We start from the raw sequence: 22,988 nt of genomic DNA on the forward strand, positions 1-22,988 counted from the left end.
CCCGCGCCATCTCGGTCGGCCCCCCCCCGGTCGGCCCCCTCTGATCGGCCGTCAGGATTTCGTCAGGAAAAAGGGAGCCGCCCGCCATGGCCCCCGGTCCCGGGATGCGCTAGTGGCCTCCCGGTGACTGGATTGCGCAATGGACCCTGCCGATGAAACATGTTTTTCCCATGCGATGTGGACGCGCCATGCTTGCGGCCTGTCTCGCGATCGTTGTGTTCGCCATCGCCGGTCATGGCTCCGGCGATGGCGCCGGTGTCGGTGAAAGCCCTCCGACGGGTCCTGATGAGTGGATGATCCAGCCCGCCGACATCCGCGCGGATTTCGCCGCCCTGTATGCCGGACTGCAAAGCGGTCATGCCGATCTCTATGCCCATCGTGGCCGCGCGGAATATGATGCACTGTACAGGCGCATGTCCGCGGCATTCGACCGGCCGCGCACGGTCTTCGATCTGCGCGTGGCCTTTCAGAAATTCGTCGCCTTCGGCAATGTGGCCCACGCGCGCATCGATTTTCCCGACAAGGCGTATCAGGCGTTTCTCGACGCCGGCGGTCGGGTCTTTCCGATGTATCCGCGCATCGCCGCTGGCCGCGCCTATGTGGGCGAGGACCATTCCGGCCACCCGGATATCGCCGCCGGTGACGAAATTCTTGCCATCGACGGCACGCCGATGACCGATTGGCTCGACCGGGCGGCAGCGCATATTTCCGCCGATACGCCCTATATCGCCCATTCACTGCTGGAATTTTCCTTTCCGCGGTATCTTTGGCTGGAACTGGGGGAAAGACCGCGTTTCAGCGTCAGCCTGCGCCGGGACGGTGCCGGGGCCGTTACCGTCTCCGTCACCGCGCGCACCCGTGCCGAACGACAGGCGGCGCCGGCCAGCGGGCCGCCCGCCGCCGCCCCGGAGCCTGACAAACGCCTGTTCACACTATTGGAGGGCGGCGTCGCCTATCTGCGGCCCGGTCCCTTCTACAACGCCGAAACCCCGTCCGCCCCTTGGGATAATGCCGCCTTCACCGCCTTCATCGACGGGGCCTTCGAACACTTTCTCGCAGCCGGGGCGCAGACCCTGGTCATCGATCTGCGCGACAATCCCGGCGGCGACAGTTCATTCAGCGATCATATGTTGGCCTGGGTCGCCGACCGGCCCTTCCGGTTCTGTTCGGCTTTTCTCATCCGCTCCAGCGATGAGGCGGCCGCGTCGAACCGGGCCCGCCTTGCGGCCGGTCCGGATGCGGCGGGCGTCTCGGCGCTGTTTGCCGAAAAATACGCCGCCGTGCCGCGCGGCGACATGTTCGCCTTCGACATTCCCCTGATCATGCCGCGCGATGGCGCCCGCTTCACCGGCGATGTCCATGTGCTGGTGAACCGGCACACCTATTCCAATGCGGTCAATGTGGCCGCCATTGTTCAGGATTACGGCTTCGGCACCGTGGCCGGCGAAAAAACCACCGACATGGCCACCACATACGGCGCCATGGAAAGCTTCACCCTGCCGGTGACGGGAATAGAGGTCGGCTTTCCCAAGGCCCACATCATCCGCCCCTCGGGTGATGCAAGGGCCGACGGCGTCACGCCCGACAGGCCCATCCCGTCGCCCGTTCGGCCGGCCGGCCGGGATGTGGTGCTCGACACCCTGCTGGCCGCCCTGGGGCCGGGGCGTTAGGGGTCTGACGCCGGCCCGGCGTTACCGGTGCCCGTATGGGTCTGGGGCGTTTAAAACCCCGTCACCCGCACGGTGTCCGCCGGGGTGTCGCCGGCCAGCACCTCGCGGTACACTTGGCCCACCGCGTCCGCGCCCGTCTCCCGCGTGATGGTCAGCCAGTCGCGGCTTTTGATGGCGGCGTCCCGCCAGAAGGCGAAGGCGCGCCTTTCAAATTCGCCGGGGCCCCAGTCCTTGGCGCGTTTCTGGATATGGCCGGGCGCGAAGAACATGGCGCTGCGCGACCGGATGAAATCCTCGCCCATGGCGTTGGCCTCATAATGGGTGACGCCCACATTGCTGGTGTAGGTCATGGCATCGCCCAGGTGCCGGTGCAGCCGGCCGAGCACGTCGCCATTGCCCGACATGTCGATGATCGCGGTCGGCGTATCGGCGTCCAGGCGCTCAATGGCGTCATAGTCCAGCACGCTGTCATAAAGGCCGAGCGCCGTCACCGCCGCCTTGTTGCGCGCGGACGTCAGGCCGACCAGACGCGGGCGGCCCGCGTCCGTGTTCAGGGCATAGGCCGTGCCGATGGCCGTTTTGCTCGACGCGCTGGGCAGGACGATGGTCTTGGCCCCGAACCAGTCATTGTCGAGAAAGAAATCATACAGGCAGAAGGACGTGGCATAGAGCGGATACAGCGCCATGCGCTCGTCATCCATGGCGGGGTCGTATCCGTCTTCCTGCGCCACACGGGCATAGGCATTGTAGACCGGCGGCAGGTCCTGCCTGTGGGCGGCGCCGTCGAACAGCCGCGTGTCGCTGACTTTCGCCGGCGTCATCACCAGATGGCTCGCCATCGGCCAGTAGCCGTACAGCCGCGTGCCCACCGGCACCTCCGCACAGGCGGACCGGATGACGTCGCCGAACCCCCACACCGGGATGATGCCCCAGTCCCCGTCGCCGGTGGGGAAGAATTTCCAGTAGCCGATGCGCTCGCCCACCACGCCGTAGGTGACATTGTTGGCGGTAAAGGCGAACCGGTCGATCTTCACCAGCACGTCCCCGTCTTTCAGGTCATTGCCGTCCTTCAGGGCAGGGTGGGTGACCAGTCTTGTCTCGCTCAGCGCATCCTTGCGCACCTGAAAGGCGGTGATGTCGGTCATGGGCGGCGTGTCCTTGTCGGTATTACGGGAAATGGGAAAAGTGTAGGGGCCGTGGGACGTTTCCATCTTTCTAGCCCGGCCCGGCGGCCGGCGCCATATTTGTCTCTTAGCCCTTATGACGGATCGACGGGGTGCGCCGCCAGATAGGCATGCACCGCGCTGATGCAGACCGAGCCCTCGCCCACGCCGGACGCCACCCGCTTGACCGAGCCTGAGCGCACATCGCCGACCGCGAAGATGCCCGGCACCGACGTCTGGAAGGGCGAGGCGCTTTCCTTGCACACACCCGCGCCCGTCAGCACGAAGCCTTTGTCGTCCAGGTCGACACAGTCGCCCATCCATGCCGTGTTCGGCACCGCGCCGATCATGACGAAGATGTTGCTGATATCCTTGGTCACGTTTTCGCCCGTGCGCCGGTCGGTCCAGGTGGCGCGGCGCAGCATCCTGTCGCCCTCCAGCCGGGTCAGTTCCGCGTTGCAGTGCAGGGTGATGCGCCGCGACTGGTCGATCCGCTGCACCAGATAGTCCGACATGCTTGCCGCCAGACCGTCGCCGCGCACCAGAATATGGACATGCCGCGCATGTCCCGACAGGAACACCGCCGCCTGACCCGCCGAATTGCCGCCGCCGACGACGATAATGTCCGAACCCTTGCAGAACTGCGCCTCCAGCGCGGTGGCGGCATAGTGAATGCCCTGTCCTTCATAGGTCTCGTAATTCTCCAGGGCGAGCCGCCGGTAGGTGGCGCCGCTGGCCAGGATCACGGCGCGCGCCCGCACCGGCATGTCGCCCTCGGTGGTGACGGTGAAGATGGTCCCGTCCCGGCGGATACCGGTGGCACCGCGCGCGATGGCGAAACGGGCGCCGAATTTCTGCCCCTGAATCCACGCCCGTGCCGCCAGCGCCTGACCCGAAATCCCGGTGGGAAAGCCCAGATAATTCTCGATCCGGGAACTGGTACCGGCCTGGCCGCCCGGCGCCTCGGCCTCGATCACGATGGTGTCCAGCGCCTCGGACGCGCCGTAGACGCATGCCGACAGGCCCGCCGGCCCGCCGCCCACCACCGCCAGGTCATAGACATGGGCCGGGTCCAGCTCTTCCGTCAGGCCCAGCTGGTCCGCCAGCTCCGGGGTTGTCGGATTGCGGAACACCTGCCCGTCCGGTGTGCGCAGCACCGGCCCGGCCTGTGCCCGTGCATCCTCGGGCGACAGGCCGCAGGCCTCCGCAAAGGCCGCCGCCTCGGGTGTGTCCGGGTCCAGCCTGTCCACCGGATAGCCGTTGCGGGTCAGAAAGCGGCTGATGCGGATGGTGTCCCGGTCGGCGCCTGTGCCCAGCAGCGTCACCCCCGCCTCGGAATGGACGATAAAGGCCGAGCGTCTGAGGATGAAGGCCCGCATCATGATCTCGCCGATATCCGCCTCGGTGCCCGCCATGCGGCGGAACTGGTCCCGGTTCAGCCGGACGATGCGGCTGGCCGTGCCGGTGCGCCCGCCCACCAGGATTTTGCGCTGGTTGAACAGGTCCAGCTCGCCGGTGAACTGGTGCTTGCGGTGGGTGGTGATGATGACCGGCCGGCCCTGATCGTCCAGATCGTAAATCTCCACGGTGCCGTCCAGGATCAGGAAAAAATCGACCCCGCGCTGACCCCGCTCGAACAGGACCGCGCCCTTGGGCAGGTCCTCGGTGCGGCCGTATTCGCTGACCCGCGCGACCTGCTCGTCGTTCAGGACGGGAAAGGTCTGCTGCTCCCGCGCATACGGGTCGCTCGCGCCGGCGGTCCGGCGCACCGCCTCAATGGCCGGGCTGTCGTCTGTCATCCTGTCCTCCCTGTCCGTGTGCGGAACCCGCCCCGATCAAAGGGCCCGCCTGTTACGCCGTCATGACATAAAACACCGCCGGCGCAAGACCAGTTTTTTGCATGCCGCCCGGAAGGCGACATGTGGCCGGCAGACGGGGCCGTCGCCGCGCGACACTCCTGAAGATTTACGATGAAGATCTACAATGGTCTTGCCCCGCTGTCCCGGTCCCGGCACCCTGCGCCCGGACGAGACCGGCTGAAAACGGCGAGGCACATATGACGGCAATGGATGGCGAAAAGACACCGGACGGGGATATGGAGGCCCAAAACACAGGTGACCGGCTGCCGGACGCTCTTCGTGCAGGGGTGGTGGATACCCCGCTCGGCCCGATGATGGCCGTTGTGGATGCCGGCGGCGCCCTGGTCCGTCTTGATTTTTGCACAGGTGGGGATGTGCCGCGCAAGCGGGATGGGCCCGTTTTCTGGCGCGGGCTTGAGGCCCGCTTTGATGCGGATGCCGTGCGCCCTGTGGCCGCGCAGCTGGATGCCTATTTCGCCGGCCGGCGCCGGGACTTCGACCTGCCGCTGGCGCCGCGCGGCGGTGCGTTTTTCCAGCGGGTGTGGCGCGCGCTCCGCGCTGTACCGTACGGCCGCACGCTCACATATGGCGCCTTTGCCGCCGGCCTGACCCCGCCGACCGCGGCCCGGGCCATGGGGCGGGCGAACGCCCTCAACCCGATTTCGGTGATCATACCGTGCCACCGCATCGTCGGTGCGGACGGTCGTCTGACCGGATATGCCGGCGGGCTGGAGCGCAAGGCCGCGCTGTTGCGGCACGAAGGGGCGCTCTGACCGCCGTCAGGGCCGTCGCACGCATCCCTTTCCTCGTCGTTTCGATTGAGACTGGCTAAATCCACCGGCCAGGATGCATCGTTTGTCAGGCGGACCCGCCCGGCGCTAGGCCGGTCGTCGGATTATCGACGACGGACACGGTGCCGGGTTTCCTGTCCGTCCTGGCGGTCCGGGCCGGGGATGTGGGCAGCGCATCCCGGTGGCCCGGTTTGCCTGGGCGGGCCCCGGCCGTGCCGTGCAACACGGACACCGCCACATGACGGATCGCGCCCCCGCTTTTGTTTCCGCCCCCACACCCGCGCCAGACTGCCGGTGCGCGCATGGGCACGTGCCGTGGCGCTCGAACGGATATCCGCCCGAACATCCGAACGGGTATCTTTTCCCGTTTCTGAAGAGTGTTGCGGCCGCTTTGTGGGCGGCGTTTGTGATCCTGCCGGTATGCGCCGTCGCAGCGCAGGAGGGTGACTCTGTCCCCGACAGCACCTCCGACAGCAGCACTCTGGACCGTCTCACCGATATCGCCGTGGACGGTGTCGCCGCCGCCGGCCTGTTTTCCAGCGGCGTCGATTATGCCGGTACCGGCCGTGGCCGTGTCAACTGGCGTGAGGGGTATGTCAGCCTGGGCCTGTCGCTCACCCGCGCCTTGTCAGGGGGTGGGGCTGCGCTTTATGGCCGGGTCAGCCTTCTTGCCTCCGCCACGGACGGCGAGGGCGATGCGGCGGGGTTCACCACCGGGGCTGAGCGGACCGTCGCCCATGAGGACGCCTATGCCGGCATACGTCTGGACCGCCTCGCCGGCGGGCGTGTGACAGCCGATCTGTCGGTGGGCTCCCGGTATTTTCAGATCGGCGACGGGTTTCTGGTTGCCGGTGACGCGGTGAATTTCGGCGACGGTCTCGGACCCGCCTTCGACCGCGGCGGGGCCTACTGGCTTGGCTCCCGTCGTGCCTTCCGCAGGACCGCCATCCTTCGGCTGGCGGCCGGCGCCGCGCGCATGCAGGTCTTCCGGATCGGCTCGGCGACGGCCGCGCAGGCCCGCATGGACCTTGGCGGGGTCAATCTGGACTACCACCTCAAGGGCGTTGGCGACATCGGTCTTGCCTGGCTGCGGGTGCTGGACGTCGACACCGGTCTGGCGCCGCGGCGTCGCGGCCTTGCCACCTATAATATCCGCTATGTGGGGGCGCCGCTGCGGGGTCTGTCCCTGCGCGGCGAACTGGCCGTCCAGCGCTCGTCCCGGACGGACGCCGACAGTCCCCGCGTGCGCGCCTTCGCCGCCTATGGCGAGGTGTCCTACAGGCCCCCGGCCATGGCCCTGTCGCCCGAAATCGTCTATCGCTACAGCCGCTTTTCCGGCGACGACCCCGCGACCCCGGATACGTTCGAGGGTTTCGACCCCCTGTTCTACGGCTTCACACGCGGATACGGCACATGGTTTCAGGGCGAGGTCGCCGGCAATTATGCCGGCCCCTTCAACAGCAATGCCCATATCCATACCGTCCGGCTCTATATCCGCCCGCACCGGGCCATTCGCCTCGGCCTTCTCGGCTTCGATTTCGCGCCGCGCACGCGGGCCGCCGCCTTCGCGCCCGCGCGGGAGATCAATCTGACCATGGAATGGGACATCACCGAGCGTCTGTTCCTGTCGCCGGTCTACGGCCTTTACAGTCCCCGCGCCGCATCCGGTGGATCGCCGGACGCCGGCCCGGACGACCGCCGCGACAATCATCATTTTCAGTTGTTTGCTCAATGGCGGTTTTAGGGGCGGTTTTAGGGGCGGTTTTAGGGGCGGTTTTAGCGATGCCTTTCCAGCAGGTATTTCAGGGCAACGTCCCCGGTCCCTCGTAAGGCTAGTGGGCAGAGTGGGGCCTGGGGTAAGTCGGGGGGCGGTTTGGCGGCATCGTCGACCGGATGGTCGTTACAGGCCGTCGTCCGGGCTCGGCGGAATGGCGGCTTCCTCCAGGACCCATTGGGCAAAGGCGGCAACCGCCGGCCGCGTGTCCGCGCCGGGCCGCGTCACCATATAATAGGCATAGTCGCACGGCCATTCGCATTCCAGCGCCACCGCGAGCCGTCCCGCGGCGATTTCCGCCGCCGCATGGATGTCGTTGACCAGGGCCACGCCCTGTCCGGCGGCGGCGGCGCGGATCAGCATCAGCTCATCCCCGAAACTGGGGCCCCGTTCCGCCCGTGGATCGTCGGGCACGCCCACCGCCTTGAGCCACAATGTCCAGTCCGCGCGGTCGGAATCCTGCAACAGCGGATACTTCAGAAAATCCTCCGGCCCTGTGATCGCCGGCCCGTCCCGCAGCAGGTCGGGGCAGGCCACGGGCACCATCACCGGGGTCAGGAAACGCCGTGCCTCAAGCCCGTCATAGTTGCCAAGCCCGTGCCGCAGGGCGATATCCACGCGGTCCCGGCGCAGGTCGACCAGGGCCGGTGTCGCCTCCACCCGCACCTCGATGCCGGGGTGCCTTGCGTGAAACCGGCCCAGTCGCGGCACCAGCCACGACGCGGCAAAGGAGGGCACGGTATTGACCGTCAGGCTCTGCCGCGCGGTCATGGCGTCCAGCGTTTCCAGGCTTGCCTCGATCTCGTCGAAGGCGCGCGCCAGACCGGCATGCACGCGGGCGCCGTCCTTGCTCAGATGCAGGCCGCGATGCCCGCGCTCGAAAAGCTGCACGCCCACCCGCTCTTCCAGTTGCCGCACCTGCTGGCTGACCGCGCCGGGCGTGACCCCCATGGCGTCGGCCGCCGCCTTGACGCTGCCGTGGCGCCCCACCTCGGTAAAGGCGCGCAGTCCCAGAAGCGGCAAAACCTGACCCATGGCGTTCCCCTCTGCCTGTGATTATGGGCCTGTGATTATGGGCCCGTGACAAGCGGTCGGCACTGATCGCGCCGCCCGTCCCGCCATGCGGCGCTTTATCGATTTAGCACAGCTATATCTCGCCGGCCACAGGGCACCTAGGCGCTCCCCGGAAACCATATCGTCCTGCTTACGGGTCGGAGGGGCATTTCAGGGGCCTGTCGGCCCCCGTCCATGATCCGCTGTTGACGGCGCCACCCCCACCTTCACTGCCGTCTCCGTCTCCGTTTCCGGGCCGGCGCCGGGTGCCGTATGCCCGCAGATATCGCGGGTGCCAGCGTTTGAACAGGGTCTCAATGCCGGTATACATTTCGGGGGCGGCAATCGGGCCCAGCGGGTGGTCCTGGGAACGTCCGGTGTTGCGTGCCTGCGGCAGGAACGCGCTCAGTATCCGGTAATGCCGGATGAAGACGCCGCCATAATATTCAAACAGAATATGCTCGTTCGCGTCCCGGCACGACACCGCCAGATGGACCTGTTCGTAAAAATTTCCCACCCGGTAAAAATCCTCCAGGATTTGGTCCGGATCGATGGTGCCGCCCCGGGCATGGACAAAGGGTTTCGCTCCCTGCCTGAAACACCGCCGCGCGATCTCCGCCGGGTCCAGATCGTACAGAAGGCAGTAGGTGCCGAGGTTCCGCAAGCCCTTGAAGGAAGAAAACAGTTTCGTATCCGTCTTGCTTTTGTCGATGAAGGCGATGGCGCGTTCACGCATGTCGGAGTGGAATTTCACGCTGGTGTTGATGAAAACGCCGGCCAGCACGAACAGGGCCGACACCACGATGGCATAGCCGGTGCCCGCACCGATCAGCAGCGCGATACCGCCGACCAGCGGCACGAAGGCCAGCGCCAGAATGACGTTCGGACTGATCAGATTCCAGAAATTCATCCCTGTCTCCAGCCGGACATATGTCCCCTGCCCCGGCAGGGGCGCAGACAACGACTACCCGGCAGGGGCGCAGACAACGACTACCCGGCAGGGGCGCAGACAACGACTACCCGGCAGGGGCGCAGACAACGACTACCCGGCAGGGGCGCAGACAACGACTACCCGGCAGGGGCGCAGACAACGACTACCCGGCAGGGGCGCAGACAACGACTACCCGGCAGGGGCGCAGACAACGACTACCCGGCAGGGGCGCAGGCAACGACTACCCGGCAGGGGCGATAAAAACGGCGTATCCTGCCAGGGCGGTTTTTCCGTTTTGCAGGCGCCTCATACCTTGGCGCGGACGGCACATGTCTCCAGTACGGGTTTCAAGGTGGCGATTGTCACAATCCCCCCGGAAACGGCATTCTTTTCCTCCGGGTCCGTGATCCCGAGCGCCGCGGCTTGGGCATCGGCGTCATCAGCGGAGCCTTCCGCCTCTGTTTTCTGCTGGGTCAGCATGCTGATTTCCGAAACGATGGCCTCAGGCGAGTATTGACCCACATTGGACAGCCGTTGCGCCAGGATGGATTCAACCTTGATCAGGGACGCCACGACCAGGGAAAAATATTGTTCTTCCAGCGAAAAGACCAGGCCGCTGCCATCCGCCTTCCGCGCATTGGGCGCCTGCTCGGCAATGGCTTGCGCCTGCGGGATCTTCAGGGCCGGCACGCCGACGGATTCCTGTTTGATACAGACAATGGCATTGATCGCGGCATACAGGATCGGCACCTTGTCTTTCGGCGCATAATAGGCGTCGACACCGTTCAGAATGGCCGCCCCCGCGCCCGTGGCGATCGCCACATCCGATCCCGCGCCAAGGCCGACGGCTGTCGCACCGCCGGCCAATGCCAGCAATGCGGGCACCTGGAACCACTGCCTGCCATTGGCGGCCGCGCTCGCCGCCCGTCTGTATGCGTTCAGATATGTGTCGACGAGGACACCGGCCTGGGCGACATCTTGGGGCTTCAGCTTGCCTGTCAGATCCACGGGCGGCGGCGCGAAACTCAAGCTGGTACAGGCCGATAAGGCAATGCTGAGGATCAAGGCTAACATGAACGGTTTTTGCATGACTGTCCCCGGTGCTCAGAATGGACATGCTCGAAAATGGTGTATTATATGAAAGATATACACGTGAAAAATTTTAGTAAATGCCATTATTACAATTCATGGGGGTTTTTGCGCCCGGCGCCACCTCATATCGCCGACCGTTTGCGCGCCCTGTCCGCTTAGGGGGCACCGATGCCCCGCACTGCCCTGTCAGCGGCCGGATTCGCCCCCGCCGATGTCCGAAATCCATATACTGTCCCCAGTTTAAAAAACTATATACTGTCCCCGGATTTAACCGTGTACGGGCCGAGGCTCATTCCATGGAACGGCCCCTGGAACAACCTGTGGAACAGCCAGTAAACGGCCAATAAACAGCATGTCGTCGGTCTTGGGAAAACCATATACTGTCCCCGAATTTACCCTGGCCGTCCGCATACCCGCATCATGGGCCGGCAGGTTGGGTGCGGGCCTCTGTCCGTGGTCGCCGGAAAACCGTATACTGTTCCCCGTGACCGCCGGGCGGACGGCGTGTATCCGCCCATGCCCGCCGGGAGAGTGCGCGACCGTGACCCGCGCCCGTTCGGCGGAGAAGGGGACGAGGACAGCGATGCTTGATCTGTACGGCTACACATACAGCGTTTACGCCTGGATCGCCCGCCTGGTCCTGCATGAAAAGGGGGTCGGATACAGATGGGTCGAGGTCAATCCCTTCGCAGACGACATGGACCCGGATTATTTGGCGACACACCCCTTCCGGCGGGTGCCGGCGCTGGCCGACGGGGATTTCGTCCTGTATGAGACCGGGGCGATCACCCGCTATATTGACGAAAAATTTCCCGGGCCGCGCCTGCAACCGGCGGCTCCCTGTGCCCGTGCGCGTCTCAATCAGATCCTCTCGGTCATTGACGGCTATGCCTACCGGCCGCTGGTCCGCCAGGTGTTTTCCCACGGCGTGATGCGGCCGCGCTTCGCCTGGCCCGCCGATCCCGATCAGGTGGCGCGCGGTCTTGCCGCGTCCAAACGGGTTCTGGACGCCCTCGACCGGCTGGCGGACGGCGGGGAATTTCTGGTCGGCCCGGACCTGTCGCTGGCCGATCTGCATCTGGCGCCCATGCTGTCCTATTTCTGCGAGGCGGAAGCGGGCCGCCGCGCGCTGGACGCCCATGCCGCCCTGCGACGCTGGTTTGAGAGCGTCATACAGCGCCCGGCCTTCCGCGACACCAGACCCGCCCTGCCAGCCGCGACAGCGGCCCGCGTGTGATCACAAAAACAGGTCCCGTGATGCGATAGTCCAGGCTCCACACTCCCAGGGCGCGACCGCGCCCCGGCCGGCCAGGCCGCCCTCGCGGAGGCGATTGCGCGGCAATCCGCCGTGAGCGCGGATAATGGACACAGGAAAGACCTCTCCACCCCACCTCTCCCAGGGCGCGACCGCGCCCCGGCCGGTCAGGCCGCCCTCGCGGAGCGGGCCGCGTTTGCGGCCCTTGCGTGAGCGCAAACCCGACACCCCTGCGGAGCGGATCGCATGGGCGATCCTGCGCGAGCGCAACAAACAGGAAACGGTACACCCACCACATAATTTCAAGTGACACTCAGACCGATTCCCGCTAGAGGCATGAAAGACGGTCCCCGTCCGATGCGGGGCGAAGAGGGAAGTCCGGTGAAACACCGGCGCTGTGCCCGCAACTGTGAGCGGTGAGCTTGCGTCATGGCCACTGGAGCAATCCGGGAAGGCCGACGCCAACAAGCCAGGACCCGCAAAGCCAGGAGACCTGCCGTCACCGTCGTCCATGTCCATGGCCGGGCCAGCCGGGGGCATCGGATCTTCCGCCGTGACGACAGGTCTGCTGGTTTGGTCATCCGTCAGGATGCCGGGGAGTGCCGTCATGCGGATAAACGCCGTCACGGGTCTTTTGCTGTCTGTCATCGCCGCCCTTGCGCTGCCGACTGGCACCGCGTGGGCCAAAACCCTTGTGGGCATTGTCTCGGAACGGAATTCGGCCGCCGCGGCTGCTGCCGCCGCCCTGTTCAGGGACCGCTCGGATGCGGAGATCCGCTTGCGCACCCCACGTCAGCTGGCCGCCCTGTCCGACCGGCAGATCGCCGCGCTGCTGGACGCAGGCGACGCGCTGCTGATTGCCGGCGTGTTCGGCGACGATGCCGGCCGGCTGGCTCGCATCGTCGAGCAAATCGCGCCGGATATACCCGTCTTCGCCGTCAGTGCGACCCGCGCGCTGGTGCTGAAATCCCGTGGATGGGACGGCCGGCCCGTGACCCTGGCCGAAATAGAGGACACAGCCTCCGCCGCCACGCCGTGGCAGCGCGCCAATGCCTACTGGCAGGCCCGTGGTCCTGAAAATCTGGCCAATCTCTTTGCCTTTCTGATCGCCGGGCAGGGCGGGACGGTCCCCGATCCGGACCCGGTGCCGGCGATCCGGTTTTCCGCGCGGCAGGGCGCGGCCGACGCGCCCCTGATCGCGCTGGTGGATTATGACACCGGCGACCAGGCGGGCAATATCGACCTGCATGATGCTCTCTGCACCGCGCTGCAAAAGGCGGGGCTTGCCTGCCTGTCGGTTTTCGCCGACTGGGGTCTGGCAAGCGCCGAGGCGCTGGAGCGGTTGCGGCCCCACCGGCCCGCCGGCGTGATCATGATGCAGGATTTCGCCGTGGGCGGCAGTCACCGGGCCCGCGCCGACCGGGCGCTTGAAGCGCTGGACGTCCCGGTGCTGAAGGCCATCCGCCTGAACGAGAAAACCGAGACCGCCTGGCGGGCCGATGCCGATGGATTGCCCGTGGACAGCGTCTATTACCGTGTTGCCATGCCCGAACTGTCCGGGTCGGGCCAGCCCATGGTGCTGGCCGCCGGCGCCCCGCCCCGGCTGGACCCGGTCTCGGGCATCGAGATCCGGGTGACCCGGCCGGTCGCGGCGGAGGTGGCGGGTATCGCCCGGCGCATGGCCGCCTGGGTGCGGCTGCGAAACACCCGCAACGCCGACAAAAGGCTGGCGATCATTTATTATAATCATCCGCCTGGACGCCATAATATCGGCGCCGACAATCTGGATGTGCCCGCCAGCCTTCTCGCCATTCTGAACCGTCTGAAGGCGGAGGGCTATGATGTGGGGGACCTGCCGGACACGCCGGCCGCCCTGCTGGCGCTGATCCAGGAGCGCGCCGTCAATCTGCCCGAAAATGACGCGGCGCTGAAGGCCATGGGCGCCGGGGCCTTCACCTTGCCCGTGCCGGCCTACCGGACATGGTTTTCGGGTCTGCCCGCACGGGTTCAGGCGGAAATGACGGACGGTCCCCTGGCCGCGCTCCAGCTCCGGGTTCGAGCGGCTCTGGACGATCGGGCCTTTGACCGCGCCCGCCGTCTGGTGACGGACGCGGTCCATGACATGGCCTTCGTCATCGAAGGGGCGCCGGCCCGCTTTCATGCCCGCGCCGAGGATCTGTTGGACCAGTTGGACGCGGCCTACATGGCGGCGATCGACGGCGCGCAGCGGTGGCCCGATATCCGGTCCCTGTCCGCCGCCCTGATGCGTCAGGGCATCGAGGGGCTGCGCGGCTGGGGCCTGCCGCCCGGCACCGTGATGACGGTCGGCGGCCGCTTTGTGTTTCCCGGCCTGCGCTTCGGCAACATCCTGATCGCGCCGCAGCCCCCGCGCGGGTGGGAGGTGAATGAGGAGGTGCTGCACGCCAATATGAGCGTGCCGCCCACCCACCAGTATCTGGCCTTCTATCGCTGGCTCCATGACACGGTGCGGCCCCATGCGATGATCCATCTCGGGCGCCATTCCACCTATGAATTCCTGCCCGGTCCCAGAGTGGGTCTGGCCGGGGATACGTATTCCCGCCTGATCGCCGGCGACGTGCCGGGCCTGTACCCCTATATCGTGGACGGCGTCGGCGAGGGGCTACAGGCCAAACGCCGGGGTCTGGCGGTGATGGTCGACCATCTGACCCCGCCGCTCAAGGCCACGCCGTTTTACGACCAGTTGCTGGGACTGCGCCAACTGGTGGAAACCTTCGAGGCGGCGGATCCGTCTCCTGCCGGCGACGCGGCGCGCACCCGCGCCCTGTCGCGCATCCGCGCGCAGGTGACCGCCCTCGGCATCCGGGACGCTCTGATCTCGGAGCTTGAAGCCGAGCACGGCGGTGCCGGCACAATGGATTTCGAAACCGTGGACCCGGACCTACTGGTGCATGAGGTCGGCCATTTTCTGACCGACATGCAGGAGGATTTCATGCCGCTCGGCCTGCATGTGTTCGGACAGCCGTGGAGCGAGGCGGCCGTTGACACCATGCTCGCCTCCATGGGGGATGCTGCCGCACGCGAAAGCCTGACCATCTCCCCGGACAGGGAAATGGCCGCCCTTATGGCCGGTCTCGACGGGCGGTTCATCCTGCCCGGCAAAGGCAACGACCCCTTGCGGGCGCCGGACGCGCTGCCCACGGGCCGCAATTTCTTCGGCCTGGATGCCAGTCTCGTCCCCAATCTGATCGCCTGGGATCTGGGTGCGGCCATGGCCCGACAGGCCACCGACGGCGACGGGACCGAAGCCGTGGTGCTGTGGGCGTCGGACACGGTGCGGGACGGCGGTGTGATGATGGCGTTCGGCCTCAACCTGATGGGGGTCAAACCCGTCTGGAACGCGCGCGGCATCCTTCAGGGTCTTGAGCGTCTGCCCCTGCCCCCCGGCCAGCGGCGCCGCGATGTCACCTTTGTGGCTTCCGGTCTGTTCCGCGATCTTTACGGGGTGCAGATGGCGTGGCTGGACAAGGCCGGCCTGCTGGCGCTGGACGGGTCGTCCCTGGTGATCGGCCGCGACCATCCCCATCTTGTGCTCGCGCTGGAGGCCGCGCTTGCCCCCCTCGGCGAACTGCGCGCGCCGGGCGGCGAGCCGCTGGACCGTAATGAGATCGCCGCCCACTGGGTCGCGGCCCTGCGGGATGAAAAAGCCCCGGCCCCGGTCGCCGGCCGCCGCGCCAGTCTGCGGGTGTTCGGCCCCGCGCCGGGACGCTACGGCGCCGGCGTGAACCGATTGGCCGAGCGGTCCGGCGCCTGGCGCGACCGGGCCGAAATCGCCCGCTCCTACATCGCGCGCATGGGCCATGCGTACGGCGCCGATGTCTCCGGCGCCGCCCGTCAGACCCTGTTCCGGGACCGTTTGGCCCTGGCCGATCAAAGCTTTCTCGGCCGGGCCAGCAATCTCTACGGACTGGTCGACAATAATGACGCCTTCGACTATCTCGGCGGTCTCAACATGGCGGTGGAGGCCGCGGGCGGCACCCCGGCGCGGGGGTTCGTGGTCGATGTCAGCGACCCCGCGTCCCCCGATATGACGCCGCTGGCCAGCGCCATCGTGCGCGAAGTGCGGGGCCGACAGCTCAATCCCGCCTGGATCAGGGCGCTGATGGCCCATGGCTATGCTGGCGCGCGCACCATGAACACCGCTTTCTTTGAAAACCTCTGGGGGTGGGAGGTCACCGATCCGGCCCTGTTCTCGGACCGCATCTGGGCGGAGGCCAAAGCCGTCTATCTGGACGACCGCCACGATCTGGGCGTGGATACCTTTCTGGACACGCAGGCGGCCCGCCCCGTCAAGGCCAATATACTGGCCATCATGCTGGTGGCGGCGCACAAGGGCTACTGGCAGGCGGACGAGGCCACGGTTGCCGAACTGGCCGAAGCGTTTGCGCGCGTCGTGGCGGCGGCGGGTCTGCCGGGCAGCGGCCATACCCGGCCCGACCATCCCATGCTGGACTGGATCGCAGGTAAACTGCCCGACGATCTGGCCGAAGTCCTAGCGGCCGCGCGCGATGCCGCGCGGGGCGATACGGCGGCACAGGCGACAGCGCCTGAAACTGTTCCCGAGACGGTCCGGGAACTGAAACCGGTGCCCCGGGACCGCGCCGCCCCGTCTTCCCCGCTGATATGGGTTTTGGCGCTGGCGGCGGCGGTATTGCTCGGCGGCGGCATTCTGATCGGCAGGAGAACCACGGTATGATTGATCTGGGCACGGCACTGCATCTGCTTGTGGATCACCTTTTGTGGCCCGTCATTGCCTGTCTTTTCGCGTTGATGGCGGCGGTTCTCCTGGATATGGGCATTGCCCTCGGGGAAGGGTTCGGCGGTCTCCGGCGCGCTGCCGCCCGGTCCCCGCGCCGCCTGGAAGCCCTGGCCCGCAAAAGAATCGGCCGGGCCGACATGGCCGCGCGTGTGGGGCCCACGCTCGGCCTCATGGGCACGCTGATACCGCTGGGCCCCGGCATCGCCGCCATGGGTCGCGGTGATTTCGCCACCCTGGCCGAGGCTGTCGCCACGGCCTTCGACACCACTGTCCTCGGCCTGCTGATCGGGCTGGCCGGGTATCTGATCGGCCGGTGGCGGCGGGTCGCCTATGACGCGGCGCTGAACGCGCTGGAGGCGGCCGCGCGTGCGTGATTTCACCCGCACCCGCTTCGACCGCGACGACGGTGCCGGCGCCATCGGTGACCTGCCCAATCTGGCGGACCTGATGCTGGTGTTCGCCACCGGCCTGATCGCGGCCCTCGCCGCCAGTCCCAATGGCCGCACGCCCGTCCAGGAAGCCGACCTGGGCCGGGAACTGCCCGACCTGCCCACAGGCGCCGAGGCCGGCGGCGCCGGCCTGGAAGCCGTCGGCCGGGTCTTCCGGGACCCGGAAACCGGAAAACTGTATGTGGTGAAATAGGGACTGCTTTGCGGCGCCCTGCCACCAAAGCGCGCTTTCCGGCGCAGCCGACACTTCTGGGACAGATGGGCCGCCCGCGAAATCCATATACTGTCACCGGATTTTCCACCCTCTGAAACCGGTGGATGGCAGTGATCGCCAGTTTTTTATCTGGCTCTGAAAACTCTTTATTTTCAGTGGTTTGCTTTTGATCGGCTATTGTAAAAAACTATATACTGTCCCCGGTTTTTTCCCGACTGTCCGCTTAGGTGTCGCCGGATGGGGGCATGCCCGCGCCTGTCTCAATCACATGCCCCGCTCATGGATAGCGGTCGCGGACATGCGCGGAAGACCAATGCGAAAACAGGGCCATTCACTTGGTCCGCCACTCTACCCTGTTTGAAATGCAGACAGGTGTTTAGGGGCCTGGCTCCGCCGACTGACTTCGCCTTGGCCGTGTCAGTGATGCGAGGACGCCGACGGCGGATACGATTGTCCCAATGTGGCAGAGCAGGCTGATGGTGGACAATTCATGTGCTGCAATCGACCAGATGACGACCGATATAAAGGCCAGATTGCCGGCGCCAACGACGGGGCGTAACAAATGGTCATTGCGGTCGGTGCGGAACAAAACGACGACGGCAATGCCATAAAGCATGAAGGCACTAAGGAAAACCAAAAGGCGGCCGGCCGGGACATTCAGGAACGCCGCCAGTGGATCCAGGAGAAGAAGGGCTACCGGCGCGGTGACGATGTGACCAACACCATCGATCCAGAAAGCGACTTGTCGGGTTGAGATATTCATATGTGATGACCGCTTGACTGCGGGAGCGACGTTCATTCACGCGACTGGTCTAAAGCTATATTGGGCGCCTGGCTTGGACGTCAATCCTCGATCCGCCGATCCTTGGGAAGACAAGGGCGGAGAGCCTGAACTCTGCACCTTCCAGCCACAACTGCGGCCCTGGCATAAGCACAACAACAGGCCGCGTGACGCGATACACCAGATTCCAACCCCCCAGGGCGCGACCGCGCCCCGGCCGGTCAGGCCGCCCTCGCGGAGGCGATTGCGGAGCAATCTGCCGTGAGCGCAAAACCAACACCGGTCAGGCCGCCCTCGCGGAGCGGGCCGCGCTTGCGGCCCTGCGTGAGCGCAAAAAACCGCCCCAATCAGAATTTCCCGAGCCTGATACACCCCAGGCCGCGACGGCGGCCCGGCCGGTCAGGCCGCCCTCGCGGAGCGGATCGCAAGAGCGATCCTTGCGTGAGCGCAGAAGAACGGCCCCGTGCCGAGATATTTCAATCCAGTCTCCCCCAGGGCGCGACCGCGCCCCGGCCGGTCAGGCCGCCCTCGCGGAGGCGATTGCGGAGCAATCTGCCGTGAGCGCAAAAACACCCCCGGTCAGGCCGCCCTCGCGGAGCGGATCGCATAGGCGATCCTAGCGTGAGCGCAAAATATCCCCGGTCAGGCCGCCCCTGCGTGAACGCAAAAACCCTCTCCGTTCCAAACCGGCCGTCTTTTGTGCAACATGTGCCCCTGGCACAAGACGGGAGAGGGAGGCAGCCATGGCTCACGGACACTGCAACTGCGGCGCTGTCGCGTTCGAGATCGATGCCGATCTCCGCGATGTCTATGTCTGCCACTGTTCGATCTGCCGGCGCTATACCGGCGGCAACGGCATCGCGGTTGTCGTCGTGCCCAATGGCGCTTTCCGCTGGCTGAAGGGTGAAGATTGCATCACCGCCTGGAAAAAGCCCGATGCCGACTGGCTGTCCGCCTTTTGCCGGGTGTGCGGGTCGGCCCTGCCGGGGGCGAACGACGCGGCGCATACATTCGTGCCGGCCGGACTGATCACGGACGGCGGCGAAGCGCTCACCGTCGCTCACCATATCTTTGTCGGCTCCAGGGCGGTTTGGGATGAAATCGGCGATGACGGCACACGGCATACCGGTGCCTTTGGCGCATAACCGGCGGCCGCATACTTGGCCGCGCCGGTCCGTTCCTATCCGTTGACGCCGGCCGTCAGTGCCGCGCGCAGCCAGGCCAGGCCTGGGTCGCCGTCGCTGCGGCGGTGCCACAGGATGGAAAAGCCGAACGTGCCCGCCGGAAAGGGCGTCTCGCGCAGCCGCAGGCCATACGGCCCGGCCATCGGCGCCAGCACGGCGCGCGGTTCGGTGGCGATCAGGCGCGTGCCTTTCAGCAACGGCCCGGTCAGCAGAAAATGCGGCACCGTCACCGCCACGCGGCGCGCGTGCCCCGCTTTGCCCAAGGCCGTATCCACCTGGCCGTGCGTCTCTCCGGCCAGGGACACATGCAGATGGTCCGCCGCCAGATAGTCATCGAGGCCCAGCCGGTCGGCGGCAAAGGCGGGATGTCCCCGGTCGGCGGCGCAGACGAAGTCCCGCTCGCCCAGGGCCTCGCGGCGCAGGTCGGCGGGCACGTCGGGAAAATTGCCGATCACCAGTTCGACCGCGCCCTGCCGCAGCATGTCGAAGCCCAGCGTCCGGCTGGTATGGCGCACCCGCAGGGACACGCCGTCGGCGCTCAGCGTCTCATGGGCAAGCAGGGCGGGCAGATGCACCGCCGCGGCGTAGTCGGACAGCCCTATGGTGAACTGGCGCCGGGTCCGTGCCGGGTCGAAGGCCGCCGTCCGGTCCACCAGACGCTCCAGGCTATGCACGGCGTCGGCGACGTCGGGCGCCAGCCGCAGGGCTTTTGCCGTCGGCGTCATGCCGGAGGCCGTGCGCACGAACAGCGGATCGTCCCACAGGGCCCTGAGACGGCGCAGGGCATGGCTGACGGCGGACTGCGTCATCCCCAGCCGCTCGGCCGTGCGCCCCACGCCGGCCTCTTCCATCAGCACGGCGAAGACACACAGCGCTGTCGTGTCGACCGCTCTGATCGTCGTTTTGCTCATAGCCACTATGATAAAAATGAACTTCCTTCATGTACAGCCCGCATCTAGCCTGTATCCCGTCTGTTGCCGGTCGAGGAGGACGGGATGATCAGGATGGCACGCATGGCAGTGACGGCGCGCGCGGCGATTTTCTCCGCGCTTCTCTCCGGATTTTTCTCCGGACCTCTTCAGGCACCGGCGGCGGAGCCATCGATGAAGGAACAATGCGATATGGCTGAAGGACGATATGAGCGGGGTCTGGCGCGTCTGGACCGGATCACCCGGGGTGCCGGTCAGGCGGTGGTGGACCGGTTGACGCGCACATCGCCCGATCTGGCGCGTTATGTGGTTGAATACCCTTATGGCGATGTCTTCTGCCGGTCCGGTCTCAGCGACCGGCAGCGCCAGTTGGCCACCGTCGCGGCGCTGGCCGCGCTCGGCTATGCCCGGCCGGAATTGCAGGTCCATATCCACGGCGCCCTCAATGTTGGCGTCACGCGGCAGGAAATTGTCGAAACCATGATCCTGATGTCGGTCTATGCCGGTTTTCCCGCCTCCATCCACGGCATTCGCGCGGCTGAAACCGTTTTCGCCGAACGCGACGCCGCCAGCACCCCCGATGCCCATACCCCCGATGCCCATACTCCCGACACCGATACCCCTGATACGGACCCCTCCGACACCGGCACCCCCACACCGGAATAGCACCCCAGGGCGCGACGGCGCCCCGGCCGGTCAGGCCGCCCCTCGCGGAGCGGACCGCAGCGCGGTCCTGCGTGAGCGTAAAAATAAACACCGGTCAGGCCGCCCCTCGCGGAGGCGATTGCGCAGCAATCCGCCGTGAGCGCAAATCACCACGAAATCCCCTTATTTCGTCACCCTGTCACCGGGGCCCGCCGCAGCGGCCCTGATCTTCCGGGTGCGGGCGCGCACCGAGGCCGATCCATCGGTTTCCGCACGGGTCAGGGCGGCTTCTGCACGGTGGACAAGGTCCGGCGCCTGCCGTGCCGCATGGTGCAGCGCATCCACCGACCAGGCGCGCAGGAAGGGGCGTTCATGGTCGAGAAACCGCGCCGCCCAGTCCGCGACCCTTCGTGCCTGATCGGGAGTGAATGTCAGGAACGCCGCCGTCTGGCACACATGAAGGGCCGCCTGCCAGGTCACCACCGTATCGAGCCGGGCGACGATGGCGTCGGTCTCCGCCGGTCCCGGACGGACGCCGCTTTCCGCGCTGGCCTTGATCAGCCAGGTCGCCCCGTCTGAAACAAACCCCTCCTCCGACCCGATCAGCGCGGCCAACGCGCCGATAAAGCCCTCGTCGCCGCCGAAGCGCGCGCGGATTTGCCTGAGGGTTGAGACCGCCTTTCCGTCAAAGGCCCGCAGGGCTTTCAGCAGCGCTGACACGGCTTTCCTCCTCTTCGCCCGGTCCGGCCAGGAATGCCTTCAACACCGGGCTTGGCACATGCACCGCGCCGTCCTGATTGGTCAGCCAGATCACCGTCAGGTCGTGGGCCGGATAGTAGAGCGACATGGCACCGTTGCCGAGGCCGCCGCCGCTGTGGCCGAACCGCTCGCCCGGCGTTCCCGGGTCCCAGATCTGAACCCCGTAGCCATAGAAGGACCGCGCCGCGTCCCCCACAAGGTCGGCGTTGAAGGGCGCGGTGATCAGCGCATGGGTTTGCGGCGAAACAAGCCTGCCGCCGCGCAGGGCGCGGCTGAAGTCGAACAGGTCTTCCACCGTGGAATATCCCCCGCCCGCCGATGCGCCGCGCGCCGGGTGCGTGAAATGATTCGTGTACCAGACTGCATCCTGCACTTCGGCTTCGGGATCGAAATCGTTCAGCAGATCGCTGAGACGCAGGCGGGTGTATCCGGTGGCCAGGTTCGGCGTCACCGCGTCGGTGGCGAAGGCCCCGGTGTTTTCCATATCCAGGGGCCTCAGAATGATCTCGGCGATATGATCGTGATAGCTCTCGCCGGTGACCGCCTCAAGGATGAGGCCAAGCATGATATAGCCATTGTTCGAATAGGCCCAGGACTCGCCCGGCCGGAAGGCCAAAGGCTCGTCGACGAAAAGCCCGGCATAGTCCTGAAGGGTGCGGAAGCGCCCGATCTCCCGGAACAGTGTCTCGGTCCAGTAAAATCCCATGCCGCTTGTATGGGTCAGCAAATGGCGCACCGTCACACTCTCGGCGACATCGCGGTTGGGCCAGTCCGGCAGATAGGTCCCGACGGTGGCGTCAAGGTTTATCGCGCCGGCCGCGACCTGGCGCATCACAGCGACCATGGTAAACTGCTTGTCGACCGAGCCGAGATTGAATTTGGTGTCGACGCGGTTGGGCACCCGGTGTCCGCGGTGCGCATGCCCGAACGCGTTGGTGTAAAGCACCGTGTCACCGACGGCGAGCAGGATCGCCCCGGAAAATTCATCCCGTGCCTCGGCCGCTTTCAGTTCAGCGTCAAGCTTGGCCGTCAGGGCGTTCCAATCCGGCGTATCCGCCGCCTGTCCGGCGGTTGCATGCAGTCCTGCAACCAGTATAAGGGCGGCCAAATAACGGGGTATGGTCAATGCTGGTCTCCTTGGGTTTCTTGACGGGTGGGCCGGTTCCTTCAGGAATACCCGGAAGCGTGCCCGCATACCCTGCGGTTAAACCACATCCGGAAACCCGCCGTCGATCCGGAAGGTGGGGTTTGTATCCAATGAATTATCACTAAAGTGACGGCTCGCCCGTCCCTGACATGCGCGCAACACCCTGGATACAGGCGAGACATTCCAAACCTTGCCCCCAGGGCGCGACGGCGCCCCGGCCGGTCAGGCCGCCCTCGCGGAGGCGATTGCGGAGCAATCCGCCGTGAGCGTAAAAATTGGACACAGGAAAGACCTCTCCACCCCATCTCCCCCAGGGCGTGACCACGCCCCGGCCGGTCAGGCCGTCCTCGCGGAGGCGATTGCGGAGCAATCCGCCGTGAGCGTAAAAATTGGACACAGGAAAGACCTCTCCACCCCATCTCCCCCAGGGCGCGACCGCGCCCCGGCCGGCCAGGCCGCCCTCGCGGAGGCGATTGCGCGGCAATCCGCCGTGA

At 66.2% G+C, this 22,988-nt stretch carries 18 protein-coding genes and 1 riboswitch; of the genes, 10 read left to right on the forward strand and 8 right to left on the reverse strand.

From position 1 onward, the window contains the following. The first annotated feature begins 170 nt into the window (after positions 1–170). Positions 171–1,670: a S41 family peptidase gene (locus BXY39_RS18985; RefSeq protein ID WP_170163971.1), complete on the forward strand. Its 1,500-nt coding sequence runs from the start codon at positions 171–173 to the stop codon at positions 1,668–1,670. A gap of 50 nt (positions 1,671–1,720) precedes the next feature. Here the strand turns inward: BXY39_RS18985 and BXY39_RS18990 are convergent, their stop codons facing one another. Together BXY39_RS18990 and BXY39_RS18995 are read right to left on the reverse strand one after the other, a co-directional pair. Beyond that, positions 1,721–2,815: a DUF2855 family protein gene (locus tag BXY39_RS18990; protein ID WP_121940511.1), complete on the reverse strand. Its 1,095-nt coding sequence runs from the start codon at positions 2,813–2,815 to the stop codon at positions 1,721–1,723. Between the two features lie 113 nt (positions 2,816–2,928). Next, entirely contained in the window at positions 2,929–4,632 is a 1,704-nt protein-coding gene (locus tag BXY39_RS18995) for an FAD-dependent oxidoreductase (RefSeq protein WP_121940484.1), read from the reverse strand. 257 nt (positions 4,633–4,889) lie between these two features. Between BXY39_RS18995 and BXY39_RS19000 the strand changes: the two genes are divergently transcribed. Both BXY39_RS19000 and BXY39_RS19005 read left to right on the forward strand, forming a co-directional pair. Beyond that, a complete protein-coding gene (locus BXY39_RS19000; protein ID WP_121940485.1) occupies positions 4,890–5,465 on the forward strand; it encodes a methylated-DNA--[protein]-cysteine S-methyltransferase in 576 nt (191 codons plus the stop codon). Between the two features lie 256 nt (positions 5,466–5,721). Then, the gene (locus BXY39_RS19005) at positions 5,722–7,227 is read left to right on the forward strand and encodes an alginate export family protein (protein ID WP_121940486.1); all 1,506 of its coding nucleotides are present in this window, start codon (positions 5,722–5,724) and stop codon (positions 7,225–7,227) included. 156 nt (positions 7,228–7,383) lie between these two features. Here BXY39_RS19005 and BXY39_RS19010 read toward each other — a convergent pair whose 3' ends face one another. From BXY39_RS19010 to BXY39_RS19020, 3 genes are all read right to left on the reverse strand, one after another. Continuing rightward, a complete protein-coding gene (locus BXY39_RS19010) occupies positions 7,384–8,292 on the reverse strand; it encodes a LysR substrate-binding domain-containing protein (protein WP_121940487.1) in 909 nt (302 codons plus the stop codon). Between the two features lie 169 nt (positions 8,293–8,461). After that, positions 8,462–9,220 (reverse strand): DUF4760 domain-containing protein, encoded by a 759-nt coding sequence (locus BXY39_RS19015; RefSeq protein ID WP_121940488.1) that lies wholly within the window; start codon positions 9,218–9,220, stop codon positions 8,462–8,464. Between the two features lie 327 nt (positions 9,221–9,547). Next, positions 9,548–10,315, reverse strand: a complete 768-nt coding sequence (locus BXY39_RS19020; RefSeq protein WP_147453646.1) for a hypothetical protein — start codon at positions 10,313–10,315, stop codon at positions 9,548–9,550. 601 nt (positions 10,316–10,916) lie between these two features. On the opposite strand from BXY39_RS19020, the gene BXY39_RS19025 reads away from it, so the two are divergent. The 6 genes from BXY39_RS19025 to BXY39_RS19050 all read left to right on the forward strand — a co-directional run bounded on the left by BXY39_RS19025 (position 10,917) and on the right by BXY39_RS19050 (position 18,975). Continuing rightward, complete coding sequence (locus BXY39_RS19025; RefSeq protein WP_121940490.1) at positions 10,917–11,570, forward strand: glutathione S-transferase family protein; 654 nt, start codon at positions 10,917–10,919, stop codon at positions 11,568–11,570. Positions 11,571–11,915: 345 nt separating this feature from the next. Continuing rightward, positions 11,916–12,103, forward strand: a riboswitch (cobalamin riboswitch). A 92-nt stretch (positions 12,104–12,195) separates the two neighbouring features. Then, complete coding sequence (locus BXY39_RS19030; protein WP_121940512.1) at positions 12,196–16,323, forward strand: cobaltochelatase subunit CobN; 4,128 nt, start codon at positions 12,196–12,198, stop codon at positions 16,321–16,323. After that, on the forward strand, positions 16,320–16,760 hold the full coding sequence (locus tag BXY39_RS19035) for a MotA/TolQ/ExbB proton channel family protein (RefSeq protein WP_121940491.1): 441 nt from the start codon (positions 16,320–16,322) through the stop codon (positions 16,758–16,760). The genes BXY39_RS19030 and BXY39_RS19035 overlap by 4 nt, the downstream gene beginning before the upstream one ends. Next, positions 16,753–17,028 (forward strand): hypothetical protein, encoded by a 276-nt coding sequence (locus tag BXY39_RS19040; protein ID WP_121940492.1) that lies wholly within the window; start codon positions 16,753–16,755, stop codon positions 17,026–17,028. Before BXY39_RS19035 ends, BXY39_RS19040 begins: the two co-directional genes overlap by 8 nt. Positions 17,029–17,611: 583 nt before the next feature. Continuing rightward, complete coding sequence (locus BXY39_RS19045) at positions 17,612–17,803, forward strand: hypothetical protein (protein ID WP_121940493.1); 192 nt, start codon at positions 17,612–17,614, stop codon at positions 17,801–17,803. A 770-nt stretch (positions 17,804–18,573) separates the two neighbouring features. Beyond that, positions 18,574–18,975: a GFA family protein gene (locus BXY39_RS19050; RefSeq protein ID WP_121940494.1), complete on the forward strand. Its 402-nt coding sequence runs from the start codon at positions 18,574–18,576 to the stop codon at positions 18,973–18,975. Positions 18,976–19,010: 35 nt separating this feature from the next. Here BXY39_RS19050 and BXY39_RS19055 read toward each other — a convergent pair whose 3' ends face one another. After that, positions 19,011–19,925, reverse strand: a complete 915-nt coding sequence (locus BXY39_RS19055; protein ID WP_121940495.1) for a LysR family transcriptional regulator — start codon at positions 19,923–19,925, stop codon at positions 19,011–19,013. Between the two features lie 84 nt (positions 19,926–20,009). Here BXY39_RS19055 and BXY39_RS19060 point away from each other — a divergent pair, with 84 nt between their 5' ends. Further along, the gene (locus BXY39_RS19060; protein ID WP_211332355.1) at positions 20,010–20,609 is read left to right on the forward strand and encodes a carboxymuconolactone decarboxylase family protein; all 600 of its coding nucleotides are present in this window, start codon (positions 20,010–20,012) and stop codon (positions 20,607–20,609) included. 162 nt (positions 20,610–20,771) lie between these two features. On the opposite strand, the gene BXY39_RS19065 is transcribed toward BXY39_RS19060, so the two are convergent. Both BXY39_RS19065 and BXY39_RS19070 read right to left on the reverse strand, forming a co-directional pair. Next, positions 20,772–21,308, reverse strand: coding sequence for a hypothetical protein (locus tag BXY39_RS19065; RefSeq protein WP_121940496.1), 537 nt, complete (start codon positions 21,306–21,308; stop codon positions 20,772–20,774). Then, on the reverse strand, positions 21,274–22,473 hold the full coding sequence (locus tag BXY39_RS19070) for a serine hydrolase domain-containing protein (protein WP_170163972.1): 1,200 nt from the start codon (positions 22,471–22,473) through the stop codon (positions 21,274–21,276). The genes BXY39_RS19065 and BXY39_RS19070 overlap by 35 nt, the downstream gene beginning before the upstream one ends. Positions 22,474–22,988: the final 515 nt, after the last annotated feature.

The sequence above is a fragment of the Eilatimonas milleporae genome (genome assembly GCF_003688555.1).
Lineage (GTDB): Bacteria > Pseudomonadota > Alphaproteobacteria > Sphingomonadales > Kordiimonadaceae > Eilatimonas > Eilatimonas milleporae.